Source organism: Thalassotalea coralli, from assembly GCF_055786205.1.
This window is the reverse complement of the sequence record NZ_JBVVBK010000012.1, coordinates 25,445-40,901: the sequence shown is the minus strand read 5'-3', so window position 1 is coordinate 40,901 and position 15,457 is coordinate 25,445. Positions and strand designations below refer to the sequence as shown.

Sequence of the window (15,457 nt, the reverse complement as noted above, 5' to 3'; positions counted from 1 at the left end):
TGGAGGATAAAACAATAAAACACTATAATGCGCGGCAATATCACCACGAGGTTTTAATGTGCAACAAGTAGATGTTTTAGTGATTGGCGCCGGCGCTGCAGGTTTAATGTGTGCAGCAACAGCAGGTTATAATGGCAAGCAAGTCACCGTCGTCGACATGGGTAAAAAGCCGGGCCGTAAAATTTTGATCAGTGGCGGTGGTCGCTGCAATTTTACCAATGAAAATGCACAACCGAATAACTACCTTTGCGCTAACCCTCATTTTATTAAATCAGCATTGAGCCGATATTCTGCACAAGACTTTATCGAGCTTGTCGAACGTCATGGCTTAGCCTTTCATCACAAAACCTTAGGCCAGTTGTTTTGTGATAACAGCGCTCAAGATATTGTTGATATATTGATGACCGAATGTGAATGGGCAGGTGTTAATGTGGCGCTGCGCAGTGAAGTACTCGCAGTAGAAAAAACTGAAACAGGTTTTACCGTTACCACTAGTGGCGAGCGATATCATTGCACCTCTCTTGTGGTGGCCTCAGGCGGGCTAACTATGCCAAAACTCGGCGCCAGTCCAATTGGCTATAAAATTGCTGAACAATTTGGTTTAAATGTTCTGCCGACAATGGCAGCGCTTGTGCCTTTTACCCTGCACGACCACGACAAAGAACGTTTTGATGGGTTATCAGGCATTAGTATTCCAACCCATGTTACCAGCGAAGATGGCACCGCGTTTACCGAAAACATTCTGTTTACTCATCGCGGTTTATCGGGCCCTGCTATATTACAAATCTCTTCATTTTGGCGGGCAGGACAAGCAGTAACGATTAACTTACTCCCAGACAACAGTGTTGAAGAATTAGTGCAGCAATGGCGACAAGATTCACCGCAAAAATCATTAAAAAACATGTTAAGCACCCTATTACCAAAACGCTTTGTTGAAGCTATGGTCAGCCAACATGAAATAACCGATAAAGCCATTAATCAACTTTCTAATGCTGAAATTGAAACGCTAAGTACTTATTTGCACCAATGGCAAATCAAACCAAATGGTACTGAAGGATATCGTACTGCAGAAGTCACTTTAGGTGGCGTAGATACCGACGAGTTATCATCGAAAACTTTTGAAAGTAAAAAAGTGCCGAATCTTTATTTTATTGGTGAAGTTATCGATGTTACTGGCTGGCTAGGCGGCTACAACTTCCAGGCATGCTGGAGCCAAGGGGTAGCTTGTGGGCAGGCGGTAACCTAACCTTAGCTGTTTCTTCGCCCCTTTATCGAATACAAAAGCAGTAAAAAAGCTAGTTCAAATTCCAAAATGGACAGTTTAGCCATATCTCTTGTGAACTCGCTGGACTAAGATAGCACCATATTACCAAGGCACGTACACGTTGTTATTCTGTTAGCGCAGAAGGCCTTAGTTAATACTCAGGATTTCTTAATCTATGGGAGTGGCCAGTCCCCACATTTGTGTCACTCCCAACTCTTTTCCTATACCATCTAATTTAGAATAACCACCCAAAACAATTTCGCTAAGCATTTAGTGTCTCTAGTATGTCTGACAAATTCTCGATACCTAAATACTGCGCTTTTTCGAGTATCGTATCCTTCATGTCTTTTTCTGCTTGCTGCTTGTCTGTTGATAAGGAATATAAGCAACCGAGCATAAACTGGATTAGCTCTAGGTGATGGTCACCTTTGTTACCACTGTTATTGTACTTGTCGAGATCTGACAATAGCTTCAAGACATTAGCATCGATATGCCAATGAGACAGCATTAATGCCGAGGCTAAGTAAACACTAATGCCACAAGTTTGATTAAGATGGCGGTTTAATACCTGTATATCTTCAATACCTTGTAACGAGTGACGAACCAATTCATGCTTAGGATTCTCTTTATGGGAGAGTAAGAAAATACCGAGTAAACCAAACACTAGCACTTGTTCAATAATAGGAATGTTCAACTTACTGTTTGTAGGAAGCTGTTTACGTATCATTTGAAATAGCTTCGGCGCTAGCATAAATCCTTGACTGTATTTTTCAAAAAGCGAAAGCGACACTTGCTCGTTAAGAGCGTCTTGCATGGCGAACACTACCGCAAAGTTAACGACGGTGTTTATCCCTAGATTTCGGCTAACCGCTTCACGCAATGTTTCTGGGGTTTTGCCATAAATGGCTTTGCTCGCCTGCCCCATCAAACGACCAGAAAAGATCGGGTCTTTGCCCACTATGTCAATGACGCGCTGAATGTCTAAATGATCTTGTTCTTTTGCTTGAATAAGCTCTTGGCAACTATCCGCCATTGGTGGAATGTTTTGTGCGATGGTTTTAAGTGCTATGGCGTTACTTGATTGACTACCAATGTCATTTAAATCTCGAAACTGTGATGGCGTTAAGCCAAATTTTTGCCTAAAAGCGCGTTCAAAGGTAGCGCGCTCTGAATAGCCCAGTTGAATAGCGAGCTCATCTATTTTTACTTTCTTTTCAGATAGCGCCAGCACACATAATTCGTTCAAAAACTTACTGTGAATAAGTTTGTAACTGGTTTCTTCTTGCTTTAATTTTCGACGAAAGGAAGTAGTACTCATCGCCAACGCCGAAGCACATTGCTCTAACGTTAATGCTGCAGGCAAATTATTTTCTGCTAATAAACGATTAACGGCTTGTGTGACTATAGGATGCTGGTGTCGTAGCGACATAAAATACGGCGTAGTTTTTTATCAGATATCTCTCGATTATCTGGGTTTTTCATTCATTCAACAAGTGCTCTTATGTAATTAGCTATATTTTCCAATACGCTAATGTAAATAAGGACTCTGTTGTTTGCACTAGTAAAAATAGATAAAGTAACCAAAGCACCGCAGTAACTGAGTTTACTTCGAAACATTCGTTACAAGGATTAAGCTGTTATCTATGAAGTATTTTGCTTATGGCTCCAACATGTCGCTTAAACGACTAAAAAAAAGGGTACCAAGCGCCTCTTTAATCGGCCGCTATACCTTAGTTCACCACTCCCTTAGGTTTCATAAAGTGGGTGATGACGGGTCAGCAAAGTGTGACGCGCTATTTACCAAATGCTCGGAAGATCAAGTTATTGGTGCCTTATTCGATATAGATCCAAACGAAAAACAACACTTAGACCTGATAGAAGGCGTTGGTAAAGGCTACGATGAAAAAATTGTCACCGTGTTTAATGACCAAGGACACCATGAACAAGCCTATCTTTATATTGCCACCAAATTAAGTTCGAATTTAAAACCATATTCTTGGTATTTGCAGCACGTTATCGTCGGCGCCAAAGAAGTAAACCTACCTCAAGACTACATTCGCAAAATCGAACAAACAGAATCAATGTTAGACTCAAACACTGCACGCCATGCAAAAGAGCTAAGTGTTTATTAGAACTGCAAACATGAATACTCTCCACGTAATAAAGGATTTACCGTGAATAAAACCACCAGCCAACGGCTGTTACTATGGAGTATCGCGATTATTGCCGTGGTCAGCATTGGGCAAGTACCACCTATTAGCCAAGATGTGAATTACCACCATTTCGCTGACAAACAAACCTTGTTTGGTATTCCTAATATGTGGAATGTACTGTCTAACTTTCCGTTTTTACTGGTCGGCTTGTATGGTCTGCGCTATGCCATACGCGAAAAAGACACGCTACAGTCGCTTTATTTAGGCGCGATAACCTTTTCTACCGGTGTAGTACTTGTCGCATTTGGCTCAGGTTATTATCACTGGCAGCCTAACAATGTCACACTCATTTGGGATCGCCTACCAATGACCATAGGCTTTATGGGTTTATATGCTATGGTGCTGTCGGCTTTCGTTCGGGGAAAAAGTGGCGTTACTACCCTTCCTTGGTTACTTGTAGCAGGTATAGTCAGCGTAGCTTACTGGGCTTTTACTGAATCAATAGGGCAAGGTGATTTACGCTGGTACGCCTTAGTTCAGTTTCTTCCTATCTTATTAACCTTAGTTATTCTGCTGTTTTTTGACGGAAAGGCATTTAATAAAAGTAAGTTGGTTGCGGTACTAGCATGGTACCTACTAGCGAAACTGCTTGAATTTGGTGACGCTGAAATACTCTCTTTTACGGGTGTAATCAGCGGCCATAGTTTAAAACACGTAGCAGCAGCTGTAGCCTGCTTTTATGTGATTCAATGGCTGCGCGCAAGTAAAAACCGTTAAGAAATGTACGTTTATCGCGGATATTTTACTGTCAATTTTTCGACTTTTATTCTTGGCATTAAATTTGATTGTCTTATCGCAACTTATTTAAGGAAGAAATCATGAAAAAGCTCAGTTTATTACCTCTTATTGCGTTACCCCTATTCTCCTTCGCTGATGTTGTCGAGTTCAAAGGTAAAGTTACCGATATGCTTCTTGGGAAATCAACACTCGTTAAGGTGGGTGTTAATCAAAACCAAGAAGACCCTCTCCCTTGTGCTAGCTATAGTGAAGAACAACCCTGGGCCTTTTCATTTGAACGTGGCCAAGAATATTCAGATGCGTGGTTTGAAACTTTAAATACCGTGCGCAGAACGCAAGAAACTATCCGCATTGGTTATATTGCAAATGAAGGAGAGGAATGCCCTATTGAATATATTGCGCTGTTAAAAGGTGACGGTTCGATTGAAGATGATGACCAAGTGGGAGATTACCTCGAGCGTACAGGGCAATACGGTAACATCGCGCAGATTTATACCAATGGCCTGACAGAAGCTAACTATCACGCTAGTGGAAACTATAACGCTGATGTGCCTGCCGCCGCATTTGACGGTCATTTATTTAACGAACAAATTGTCGAAGGTGAAGGTAATTTAATTAATCGCGGTATTTGGTTAATGAAAAAAGATACCGAAAATAGTGATACTGAATACTGGCTACAGGTTGAATTTGAACAACCAGTCACCGTTTCGGGTTTTCGCGTGATGTTAAACAGTAAATCTGCGGAATTAGGAAGAGGACCAAGACTTATCAGCGTACATACGGCACTAGAAGATGAAGAGTTACAAGAACAAGGCGTTTACAATTTGTCTCGCTCAGTTGATCAACGTGCAAATTTACCTGAAAAAGTCACCACTAAGTTCTTTAGACTAAAAATCGAGTCAAACCATGGTGATGCCTACATCGAAATTGATGAGCTAGAAATTTACGCAAATTAATTCGAATGAGTAAATTGAGTCAGAATTATTTCTCATACCAATAGTGAGTGAATATTGCTTAATTTGTGCGGTCAGATTAATAATGTATGTTTAGTCTGATCGCTACTTATCACGGGTAGCTGTTCAGCCTAGACATTCCCTTGCCATGTTTTATCAATAAACCTTCACCACCTTCCTTTTAGTCTTATAAATAGCGAAACCTTTAATACCTAATATATAGACTCGTTTCGGCTCTATCTGATCGTAAATATCTTCAGTAGTGGTGAAATGCTCTTCGGACGTAATAATGTTGAAACGCTTAATTTCCATACACCGATATTCATCACACGTATCCCGCCACGAGATATGTTTTGAGTATATTTCAACTTCTACTGTTTCGAAACTGAAACGATATTGCTGGTATGTTATAAAACCGCCTAAAAAGAGTAAGGTGAAAAAGACCGCAGCGATTTTCTTTAATCGTTTGTAGTTTTTGTCGTGTTTACAATTCATTATTTTAGTTTTACTTCCAGTTTCAGGAGAGAAGATCTCTACTTACTAAGTCGACCCCCCAGTAATACTCACCAACAAAATTCTTTAAAAATATCAGAAAAACACCCAATTTAAAAAATCCGCCCTCACAACTGGCATATCAACAACATAAGATATAAAAACAATGATAATATGACTTATTACACAATGAAAACGTAGTGTTCTACTGGTAGCGTCCTTAATTTCGATAGCGACAGCTTTACATGACGCCCTTGATTTAACGCAATAACTCGATTTTAATTTTGGTTTATTCGAAAAAGCTACACCTGTAACAATCGATTTAATTCCTAACTATTTCTAATTTATTCTTTCTAATGAAAACTTCTGTTAAAGTGTTTTTTATCTTGGTCTAACTCTTGCTGGCAATAGAGTAGGATAAAAACACTGCGTTTTAATAGCAAAGTACCGATAAGAATTTAAATTACATATTATGACAGACATACTAGTAGTCGACGATCGAGAAGATATACGCTTAAGCCTTTCATTATTATTGGAAGACCATAACTATGTCGTTCACGAGGCAGATTGCCCTCAAACGGCGCAACTTGTGCTAAAAGAGCAGCAAGTATCACTGATTTTGTTAGACATGAATTACAGCTTAGATACCACTTCCGGCGATGAAGGCATCGCTTTTTTACAGTGGTTGCAAGCGAGTAAGATTAACGTGCCCGTAATAGCGATGACAGCTTGGAGTAATGTTGACTTAGTCGTACAAGCGATGAAATTAGGTGCCAACGATTTTATTGAAAAACCTTGGAAGAACAAGCACCTACTCCATATTATTTCACAACAACTGTCACTTACCTCATTGCAAAAAGAAAACGCGGCTTTACAACAGCTTTCTCGCAAAGACTCAAGCCATTATCAGTGGCGTTCAGCCTGTATGCGGCAGCTACTAAGCCACTTAGATACAATCGCCGCAACCCAAGCTAATATATTGCTTACAGGTGATAATGGTACAGGAAAAAGCGCTTTGGCAGACTATGTTCATCAACAATCGGGGAATACCCGTCGGCCAATGGTTAGCGTTAATATGGGCGCTATTAGCGAAAATCTGTTTGAAAGCGAAATGTTCGGTCATGTGAAAGGAGCTTTTACTGACGCAAAAACCGCTCGAATCGGTCGATTTGAACTTGCTGACAAAAGCACCTTATTTCTTGATGAAATTGCCAATATCCCGCTTTCCCAACAAGCAAAAATGCTTCGTGTATTAGAAAGTGGAGAATATGAAGTTGTAGGCTCAAGCAAAACCCAGAAAACTAGCTGTCGAATCGTTAGCGCAACAAATGGTGATCTTCCTATGATGATTGCCGAAGGCAGTTTTCGAGAAGACCTTTACTATAGGCTCAATACGATGGAGCTTCATGTTCCAGCGCTACGAGAGCGCGTCGATGATCTCGTGCCACTCGCTAATCATTTCATCGAGTCATTTTGTCTCAAATATCAAAAAGACTTTTGTCAGCTTACCAAGTCTGCACAGCGCGCTATCGTTGAATATCACTGGCCTGGTAATGTTAGAGAAATGTCACACCTAATTGAAAGAGCGGTACTACTTTCACCTAATAACACTATAGACGCCGAAGATTTGAGGCTTACTGCCGCAGCACCACTTACCGAATTGCCACTTATGACTTTGGTAGACGCAGAAATATCCCTGATCAAGAAAGCAATGAAACAAACAGATAATAATGTCGCTAAAGCTGCTGCTTTGATCGGTTTGACCAAATCATCTATGTATCGACGGTTAGAGAAATATGAACTTGCTTAAATCATCCTCCCTCGAGTCTTTCTTAAACAAATGGCTTTTTCTCTTTTCGTTAATTCCTATGGCACTGGTTGCGGTTGTCGTTGATTTATTAGATAAGTCTTGGCACTGGCTAGTCGTCAGCGAATTCATGTTAATTGTCGTTACATTTATACTTATCGCCGTTATCAAACAAAAGGTATTGCGCTCATTTACGCGAGCGACACTTCATGTCGATGCTATTAGGCAAGAAGACTTTAATCAGTTTGCTAAAGCTACTTTTGACGAGGGTAAGGTTAAAGAGTTTCATCAACAACTATATACACTTAGCGAGACACTGCAAGAGCGAAAATCACGCTACGACCAGCATATATTCTTGGTGTATCAGCTGATTTCTCAGCTGGATACGCCAATAATGGTGTTTAATAAAAAGAAATTACTTACCTTCGCCAACGACGCCTTTGTGCAAATTAACCGTCAACCTTGGCAAACTTACAGAAATTCCTCCCCTGAGAGTTTAGGTTTGTCTCTTGAAAATGGTCAGTGGCGCTATGCAATGAATACCAACAAGTGGCAAATAAAACACAGTGAATTTATTGAAGACGATGAACAACACTTAATGCTGATCTTTATCAATATTGAAACCGCATTACGGGACAATCAACTAAAAGCCTGGCAACAAATAATTCGCGTACTGAGCCATGAAATTAGAAATTCATTAACACCGGTATCGTCGATGTCGGAAACCTTGGCAGAACGAGCGTTAGTAGATAAAGACAAAAAAGTACTAAATGTTATCAGCCAACGATGTGAACACCTGCAGCGTTTTGTCGACCGATACTCAACAATCAGTACAAATATTGAGCTACAGCGACAACAAGTATCTCTTTCAGAGTTATTTTTAAGACTAGAGAAACTGTTCGAACATCATGAATTATCATTTAACTCTAGCGTTTCTACCATCTGGGTTGACATTACCTTCTTTGAACAAGTGATGATTAATTTAATTAAAAACGCAATCGAAGCAAACAGTACAAAAACCTCAATAAATGCTAGCCAGCATGATCAACATGTCATCATTGAAGTGGTGGATAACGGTCACGGATTTAGCAATTTGGACAATTTGTTTGTACCGCTTTATACGACTAAACATGACGGCCAAGGGATAGGATTAAGCTTTTGTAGAAATATAATTGAGCAGCACCAAGGGGTAATTGAATTGCATAATAATGCAAAAAAAGGTGTTACGCTCATGATGATTCTTCCTAACAAACCTTGAAAAAACCGCCAGTCCGATTTTGAAAATAATCAGTCCGATTTTGGGAAACAGCGAGAAAAACAAGAACAAGGTTTTGTTTTAAAAGAATTTTATTATCGCATTGAAAAATTGACAGGCGTATGCATTTTATACAAAAGTTACGATAAAAATCGCATATGAATACATGTTTTATCTATGACAAACGCACACGTTGAAACGCTTATTATCATTTCCTTACACAATAATCATTGTTACAGAGGTGAAAAGAAAAAATTTAATTTTGCTTCTGAGAAAAATTAGATAGTATTAATTTACATATAAAATCTATAAAAATTACCACGAGTTATTCATCTGAATTAACTCGTGGCTCTCAATAATAAATAGGGCATAAAAATGAAAAATATATTCAAAATAGCGTTAGCTGGTACTATCGCTTTATCAACAGTAGCAGCACAAGCGCAAGTTGCTAAAAGTGAAAAACACGCAAAAGGCGCAACTGAAACCCGCCAAGCAGTATTCAAATTACTAGGCGCAAACATGGGACCATTAGGCGCTATGGCTAGAGGTAAAATGCCATTTAACGCACAAACTGCTGAAAAGCATGCAACGCGCATTAACCAACTTTCTATGATGATTCTAGACTATACCCGTACTGACACATCAGGATTCAAGGTACAAACTGAAGCTCTTAATACTGTTTGGACAAAAAGAGACTCTTTTGAAAAGCACACACAAGATTTAACTGATGCTTCTGCAGCGCTAATGAAAGCTGCTGCTTCAGGTGATGAAGCAGCAATTAAGAAAGCGATTTCTGGTGTTGGTCGCACTTGTGGCGGATGTCACGACAACTTCAAGCAAGACTAACGCTAGCTTAAGTATCAAAAAAAGCGGCTTTGGCCGCTTTTTTTCTTCTACAACTGAATATCTAATGGTTAATAGTAGAACTCTTCAACCACTGGTGCGTTTACAACAACTAACCAATAAACAAATGCTGCTGTTGCTATAGCAATAACTAAAGCCAATAATAGCTTTGAATGTGGAATCGCATCGCTTTCCTTAACATCTTCAGCCGACTTTTTACCTGTAAGCATTGGTTTAACGAGGTTGTGTTTCTTTTTAACCCGATAAAAAACTATCGCAGCAACATGAAAGGCAATGGCGAACCACAATAGGGAAATATTATTGTGATGCAGCCAGTTCATGGTATTTTCCCACTCTTTATCGAGTACGCCGAAATACGGCCCCTGTGTAAAAATATCGTCAGAGATAAATAAGCCGGAAATCGCCTGTACTAACAGAATGACCAACATCGCGATTACCATTAAGGCGCCAAATGGATTATGCCCCGGTGTTTTTACCGAATTTGTAGAATAGTGCTTGAGGGAAGCAAACGAGGGTATGAAATTAACGAACCTTGCGTGAAAGGTTCCTACCAGTCCCCATAGCACGCGAAAAATAACTAACCCCAGCACGAAATAACCGGTTTTTGCATGCCAATCAATTAGGTTATCGTCAATTTCAGCGCTATACCAAAGAAAAACGATGCTCGCCACAAGTAACCAATGGAAAAGCCGAGTGGGTAAATCCCAAATCAAATACTGCTTCATAACTTGCCTTCATTACGTTATCCAATGTCGGACTAAAACGTCCGGAATCGGAAAAAAAATCTAATATTCTTTAATCACCCAACAAAAAAATCCATGTAAGCCATTGAATTTATTTATCTATAATTGTTGGCACAAACTTCGCTTTTTAACGAATACATTAAAGTAACTAAGACAACACTTTTGATAAAAGCTTTAACCTCGAAAGTGTTGTCATAACGTTGAGTTCAAAGATGGACGTGAAAAAAACTAACACCCGACACAACAAAAATCTAGCAATACTAACGCGTTTTAGCGTTGGCCTAGCGATTTTCGCGATGCTTTATTTACTAAGTCGAAGCTTTGGCGGTGAATCTATCGACAAACAATCTATTGTAGTGGGTCAGATTCAACAAGGAAACCTAGATATTACCGTTGATGGCTACGGTAAATTAGCCTCTAAACGACAGCAACTGATCAGTAGTCAAAGTGCCGCTCAAGTACAAGAAATTCTCCTAAAACCTGGTGCTAGGGTCGTTAAAGGAAGTGTGATCGCTCGTCTTGCTAACCCTGAACTAAATCATCAAGTTCAGCTTGCCAAGCAATTTACCGCTAGACAACGCGCTAAACTCAAACAAGTAAAATTAGAGCAACAACGAGAACTATTAAACGAACAAGCAATTCTTGGTGACTTGAAAAATCAACTAAATACCGCGCAGTTAAAGTACCAAGCACAGGATTCGCTATTCAAAAAAGGTATCGTTAAAGGATTGGAGTACAAGGAAACCGAGTTACTTGTTAATCAACTTGCATCCCGATACAAGCTAATGCAACAGCGTATGATCCAGCTAAAACAAGTGCATGAGCAAGCAATCGAAATCCAAGAAGAAGAAATAGCGCAATCTTTAGTTCAACTAAACATGTCAGAGAAAAGGCTAGATGCATTAAACATTACGGCCGATTTTGACGGGGTATTGCAAAAACTGCCGGTAAAGCTAGGACAGAGCTTGGTAGCTGGGCAAGAGGTTGCTCTTATAGGCAGTACAAAAGAACTTATCGCTGAGATTCAAGTGTCGCAGTCTCAAGCCAATGTATTGAAATTAGATCAACCGGTTCAAATAGATACACGTCAAGGTAAAATTTCAGGTCGAATATCCCGCATCGATCCGATAGTCGCTGACAATAACGTACAGATAGACGTAACGTTTGACGAACCGCTAGCAATTGACGCCCGACCAGAGCAAAACGTTGACGCCGAAATTCTTATCAAACAACTCGACAATGTTCTCTATGTTGAGCGACCAGCTAAATCAAATTCCAACATTGACCAAGAGATCTACAAAATCGATGACGCTTTTACCACGGCTAGCAGGGTTCAAGTCAGCTTTGGTGAAAAGTCTAGGCGGTTTATCACAATAAAATCAGGTGCAGTTGCAGGCGAAAAGCTCATTTTATCGGATCTGTCTAACTATCAATCAGCGCAAATCCGAATTAACTAATAAAGACATCAAATTAAAAAGTATAGAGATTAGGACATAATTATGAATGAAGTCATTAAAATACAACAAGTATTCAAGGTTTTTGAAACAGAAGAGCTAGAAACACATGCTTTGTCTAGTATCGATTTAACCATCTATGAAGGTGAATATGTCGCGATATCTGGCCCTTCGGGCTGTGGAAAATCAACATTACTCTCTATTTTAGGCCTACTTGATGTACCGAGTAAGGGGAAGTACTTTCTTGACGGTGTAGATGTGACTTCTTTGTCGATAAATCAAGCCGCCGAAATTAGAAACGAAAAAATTGGCTTTATTTTTCAATCCTTTAACTTAATTGACGAGCTCTCTGTCTTTGATAATGTCGCTTTGCCATTACGCTATCACAGTCAAAAAATGTCGTCAGCGGATATTCAATCTCGGGTTACCGAGTGTCTAGATCAAGTAGGCCTTTCGCATCGCGTTAATCATAAACCCAACCAGCTTTCTGGTGGTCAGCAACAACGCGTTGCCATTGCACGCGCGCTAGTGGCAAAACCTAGTGTATTACTAGTAGATGAGCCTACAGGTAACCTTGATTCAAAATCGGGAGACTTAGTAATGGATCTACTCGACAAATTATACAGTCAGGGCACAACCATCTGTATGGTTACGCATGATCCGAGATATGCGGATATGGCGGCACGACAGGTTCAATTGCTCGACGGTAAAGTATTAACGGTACCAAGCGTTAGTGAATGTGCGTAAGTTTTAGCAACTAAGTGTGGGACAAATCATGAATTTATTTTTATACCAACTAAAGCTTGCTTTTAACTTGTTAGCTGGCCATAAACGCTTTAGCACTACAGTCATTACCACGATGGCGTTTACTTTTGCGGCGTTAATCACCGTATTTACCTTAACGTACGTGTTATTGCTTAAACCCTTGCCTTACCCTGAACAAGAAAGACTTACCTATGTAGAGCACCGTTTAATCAATGACAAAAAGCAAGTAGACGGGACTGCATTCGTTTATTCCAATTTAATGTACATGATCAACGAACAGCAAGTGTTTGAACAAGGTGTTGCTATGTACTTTGATGGAGACGTTCTAACCTCTGAATCAGACAAGCCGATGGTTGAAATATCATTTGTGACACCAGAATGGTTTAGTTTGCTCGATATTCAATTACATTCAGGCATTGGCTTTACTAGCGAGCAAGGCATCAATACCCACAGCAATGTTACACTGATCTCTCACAAGTTTTGGACTGAACAATTCAACCAAGACCCAAATATTCTTAATCGTACTGTGACTTTTGCAGGCAAAAATTTTCGAATTATTGGTGTACTTGCCGAAGACTATCGAGATGTTGTGGTTCAATACCAAGGGCTAGATACAGATCTTATCGTTCCATGGGATTTTAATTCTGTTTCTGAGCGTGACCGCAAACAATGGGGTAACGATGACGGCAGCTTGATGTATGTAGGCAAGCTTAAAAACGGCGTGACTGCACAACAAGCGCAACAACAATTGACCGCCCTGATTAATGATAACTGGCAGAAAAAAGTATCCGATCGCGAGTTTTTCAAAGATTGGGAAATTGATATTAAAGTAAAACCACTGACTGAATTTCTAGTTGCAGACAGCGAAAGCTATCTATTGATGTTGCTGACTGGTGTAATAGGCTTAGCGATTATCGCAACTGCAAATTTAACAAATTTGTTTGCCGCTAATGCCGTAAAACAACTGCACAGCTTAGCGATTAGTGCTGCTATTGGCGGTAAACCACGCCAGCTTTTCATTCAATTATTTGCCCAAGCATTGATACTTATGGCTATCGCGGCAATATTAGGTTTACTAATCAGTGCTTTGTTATTAAACCTATTGCAAAGCGAATTAGTAGATTATGTAGCCCGCGCATCTGAGCTACAACTCGATATTTTTTCGTTACTAAGTGCTGGATTAGTCACTATAGTATTTAGTTTGGTGTTCGGTTATTTTGTTAATCGAACCATAAAATATCAGCAGTTAATACATCACCTTAATCAAAGCGGTAAGGGCTCTAAGCCTCAAGTGTCGAAACGTGCGAGAAGAATACTGATAAGCTGTCAAATCAGCGTTGCCGTGTCCTTAATTTTTGCCAACGCCCTATTCTTTTTCGATGCTGCGAAAACCCTCAATAAATCATTGGGATATCAAACAGACCAGCTATACGGCCTAGTACTGGCTATTCCGAACGCTAATCAAGGTGTTTCAGAGGACGCCATAGGCAACTTAAAGTCACAATTGTTAGCACACCCTGAAATTAAGGCCGTTAGTCAGAGTATGCGCCCTTCAGCTTTTTTCACCCTCGCCTTATCTGCAAAAGAGTCCAAAATGCGCTTTTCGATTGGCGGTAAGGATATAGACGAAAATTATTTTGATATCATTAAACAGCCATTTCTAAAAGGTGAGAACATTACCGCGCAAGATAGAAAAGATCGTGAGCGTGTGCTTATTATCAACGAGACGTTCGCTAAGCAACTCGCACCTGATGGCGACGCCTTAAACTTTGCATTTGACAACGGCCTGCGTGTAAAAGGCATAGTGAAAGATATTATTGTTCCTGGTGAGATAGAGAGTAGACCCTTGTTTTACTATCCATCGAGCTTAACGAGAAATATGCTGATTGTAGAGTCAGCGACAAATCAGCCTTTAACAAGAGAGGTAGTGCTGGAGGTTATTGAAAGTGCGAGTTCACAGCTCAATATATTTAGCTTCGAACCACTGTCTTATTACACAAACAATCGTTTAATTGCCGCAAAAGTCAGTGCAATATCGACTTTATGTTTAATATTCACAACTTTGGTCTTAACCACAATTGGTTTATTCGGCGTAGTCAGTTACTTTAGCCAATTGCAGCGTACTGAAATCGGTACTCGTTTAGCGTTAGGTGCACGTACTCATCACATATGGGGTTTAATTCTAAACGAAGTAAAATTACCATATCTTGTTGGTGGTATTGTATTTTGTTTGATTACATTTCTGCTTAGTGCCTATGCGCCAGCATGGTTTGCCGAGAACACGTTAATAACCATACTATGGTGTGGCGTAAGTGCATATTTATTGGTAGCACTAATTACTTTAGTAGCGTGTTACTTCCCAGTGAAAAAGTTCCTCAATAAACAAGTTATCAGTAACTTGAGAGAGGCAGATTAGCAGGTCTTAATGAACATTAAGCCGTAAATACACTTTTCAGCCGGTGCCACCACCCTTCTGGTTGCACCGGTTGTTGCTCATTAAATTTCTCAGGTAACGACACTAACCTCAATGAATATGTACCTCCATGACCCCATGGCCACCACAGCGCAACAATACAGCCAGCATCTGTTGTATTGACCGCTAACAGTTCTTGATTTTTGTCTAACTGAGTAACGTCTCCTAACTGCGCTTTAAGTTCTGCTGGGATTTGCTTACGAGTGTTATAGCACCATTGGTGAGTAAACTGTGGTGCGAGTGTCGCCATAACTCCTTGTGCTCGATTTTGCGCAAATTGAGCTAGCATCGCCTGATGTTTATCATCATATTGCCATGTTAACTCTTGGCCAATGGCATCACGTAAATTACTGGTGTGACTGTCAACCTGCTGTTGAAGTGATTCATTGTTATCTGGCGGCTGCATAAGAAACTCAATCATAAAAAAGCCCAGCAT

The 15,457-nt window shown here is 40.1% G+C and carries 13 protein-coding genes; 10 read left to right on the top strand and 3 right to left on the bottom strand.

The features are described 5' to 3' along the window. Positions 1 to 58: 58 nt before the first annotated feature. Complete coding sequence (locus ACOB80_RS20550; RefSeq protein ID WP_473167755.1) at positions 59 to 1,246, top strand: BaiN/RdsA family NAD(P)/FAD-dependent oxidoreductase; 1,188 nt, start codon at positions 59 to 61, stop codon at positions 1,244 to 1,246. Between the two features lie 280 nt (positions 1,247 to 1,526). Here the strand turns inward: ACOB80_RS20550 and ACOB80_RS20545 are convergent, their stop codons facing one another. Next, entirely contained in the window at positions 1,527 to 2,693 is a 1,167-nt protein-coding gene (locus tag ACOB80_RS20545) for a helix-turn-helix domain-containing protein (protein ID WP_473167754.1), read from the bottom strand. A 214-nt stretch (positions 2,694 to 2,907) separates the two neighbouring features. Here ACOB80_RS20545 and ACOB80_RS20540 point away from each other — a divergent pair, with 214 nt between their 5' ends. The 6 genes from ACOB80_RS20540 (at position 2,908) to ACOB80_RS20515 (ending at position 9,568) form a co-directional block, all read left to right on the top strand. After that, positions 2,908 to 3,396, top strand: coding sequence for a gamma-glutamylcyclotransferase family protein (locus ACOB80_RS20540; RefSeq protein ID WP_473167753.1), 489 nt, complete (start codon positions 2,908 to 2,910; stop codon positions 3,394 to 3,396). A gap of 42 nt (positions 3,397 to 3,438) precedes the next feature. Beyond that, positions 3,439 to 4,194, top strand: a complete 756-nt coding sequence (locus tag ACOB80_RS20535; protein ID WP_473167752.1) for a ceramidase domain-containing protein — start codon at positions 3,439 to 3,441, stop codon at positions 4,192 to 4,194. 101 nt (positions 4,195 to 4,295) lie between these two features. Then, positions 4,296 to 5,171 carry a hypothetical protein gene (locus ACOB80_RS20530; protein WP_473167751.1) on the top strand — a complete coding sequence of 292 codons (876 nt, stop codon included), beginning with the start codon at positions 4,296 to 4,298 and terminating at the stop codon, positions 5,169 to 5,171. 961 nt (positions 5,172 to 6,132) lie between these two features. Next, complete coding sequence (locus ACOB80_RS20525; RefSeq protein WP_473167750.1) at positions 6,133 to 7,470, top strand: sigma-54-dependent transcriptional regulator; 1,338 nt, start codon at positions 6,133 to 6,135, stop codon at positions 7,468 to 7,470. After that, on the top strand, positions 7,457 to 8,725 hold the full coding sequence (locus ACOB80_RS20520) for a sensor histidine kinase (RefSeq protein ID WP_473167749.1): 1,269 nt from the start codon (positions 7,457 to 7,459) through the stop codon (positions 8,723 to 8,725). The genes ACOB80_RS20525 and ACOB80_RS20520 overlap by 14 nt, the downstream gene beginning before the upstream one ends. A gap of 372 nt (positions 8,726 to 9,097) precedes the next feature. After that, positions 9,098 to 9,568, top strand: a complete 471-nt coding sequence (locus ACOB80_RS20515) for a c-type cytochrome (RefSeq protein WP_473167748.1) — start codon at positions 9,098 to 9,100, stop codon at positions 9,566 to 9,568. Positions 9,569 to 9,636: 68 nt separating this feature from the next. Here ACOB80_RS20515 and ACOB80_RS20510 read toward each other — a convergent pair whose 3' ends face one another. Beyond that, positions 9,637 to 10,311: a cytochrome b/b6 domain-containing protein gene (locus ACOB80_RS20510; protein ID WP_473167747.1), complete on the bottom strand. Its 675-nt coding sequence runs from the start codon at positions 10,309 to 10,311 to the stop codon at positions 9,637 to 9,639. A 236-nt stretch (positions 10,312 to 10,547) separates the two neighbouring features. Between ACOB80_RS20510 and ACOB80_RS20505 the strand changes: the two genes are divergently transcribed. From ACOB80_RS20505 to ACOB80_RS20495, 3 genes are read left to right on the top strand one after another with little or no spacing between them, the layout of a single operon-like run. Further along, positions 10,548 to 11,786, top strand: coding sequence for an efflux RND transporter periplasmic adaptor subunit (locus ACOB80_RS20505; protein WP_473167746.1), 1,239 nt, complete (start codon positions 10,548 to 10,550; stop codon positions 11,784 to 11,786). A 42-nt stretch (positions 11,787 to 11,828) separates the two neighbouring features. After that, positions 11,829 to 12,530: an ABC transporter ATP-binding protein gene (locus tag ACOB80_RS20500; RefSeq protein ID WP_473167745.1), complete on the top strand. Its 702-nt coding sequence runs from the start codon at positions 11,829 to 11,831 to the stop codon at positions 12,528 to 12,530. A gap of 28 nt (positions 12,531 to 12,558) precedes the next feature. Further along, positions 12,559 to 14,964 (top strand): ABC transporter permease, encoded by a 2,406-nt coding sequence (locus ACOB80_RS20495; RefSeq protein ID WP_473167744.1) that lies wholly within the window; start codon positions 12,559 to 12,561, stop codon positions 14,962 to 14,964. A gap of 16 nt (positions 14,965 to 14,980) precedes the next feature. Here ACOB80_RS20495 and ACOB80_RS20490 read toward each other — a convergent pair whose 3' ends face one another. Beyond that, positions 14,981 to 15,442, bottom strand: a complete 462-nt coding sequence (locus tag ACOB80_RS20490) for a hypothetical protein (RefSeq protein WP_473167743.1) — start codon at positions 15,440 to 15,442, stop codon at positions 14,981 to 14,983. Positions 15,443 to 15,457 lie beyond the last annotated feature (15 nt).

What these genes read in the sequence shown, in the direction of transcription:
- ACOB80_RS20545 (WP_473167754.1), bottom strand. Translation starts at nt 2,693, where the DNA reads ATGTCGCTACGACACCAGCATCCTATAGTCACACAAGCCGTTAATCGT.
- ACOB80_RS20540 (WP_473167753.1), top strand. Translation starts at nt 2,908, where the DNA reads ATGAAGTATTTTGCTTATGGCTCCAACATGTCGCTTAAACGACTAAAA.
- ACOB80_RS20530 (WP_473167751.1), top strand. Translation starts at nt 4,296, where the DNA reads ATGAAAAAGCTCAGTTTATTACCTCTTATTGCGTTACCCCTATTCTCC.
- ACOB80_RS20525 (WP_473167750.1), top strand. Translation starts at nt 6,133, where the DNA reads ATGACAGACATACTAGTAGTCGACGATCGAGAAGATATACGCTTAAGC.
- ACOB80_RS20520 (WP_473167749.1), top strand. Translation starts at nt 7,457, where the DNA reads ATGAACTTGCTTAAATCATCCTCCCTCGAGTCTTTCTTAAACAAATGG.
- ACOB80_RS20515 (WP_473167748.1), top strand. Translation starts at nt 9,098, where the DNA reads ATGAAAAATATATTCAAAATAGCGTTAGCTGGTACTATCGCTTTATCA.
- ACOB80_RS20510 (WP_473167747.1), bottom strand. Translation starts at nt 10,311, where the DNA reads ATGAAGCAGTATTTGATTTGGGATTTACCCACTCGGCTTTTCCATTGG.
- ACOB80_RS20500 (WP_473167745.1), top strand. Translation starts at nt 11,829, where the DNA reads ATGAATGAAGTCATTAAAATACAACAAGTATTCAAGGTTTTTGAAACA.
- ACOB80_RS20495 (WP_473167744.1), top strand. Translation starts at nt 12,559, where the DNA reads ATGAATTTATTTTTATACCAACTAAAGCTTGCTTTTAACTTGTTAGCT.
- ACOB80_RS20490 (WP_473167743.1), bottom strand. Translation starts at nt 15,442, where the DNA reads ATGATTGAGTTTCTTATGCAGCCGCCAGATAACAATGAATCACTTCAA.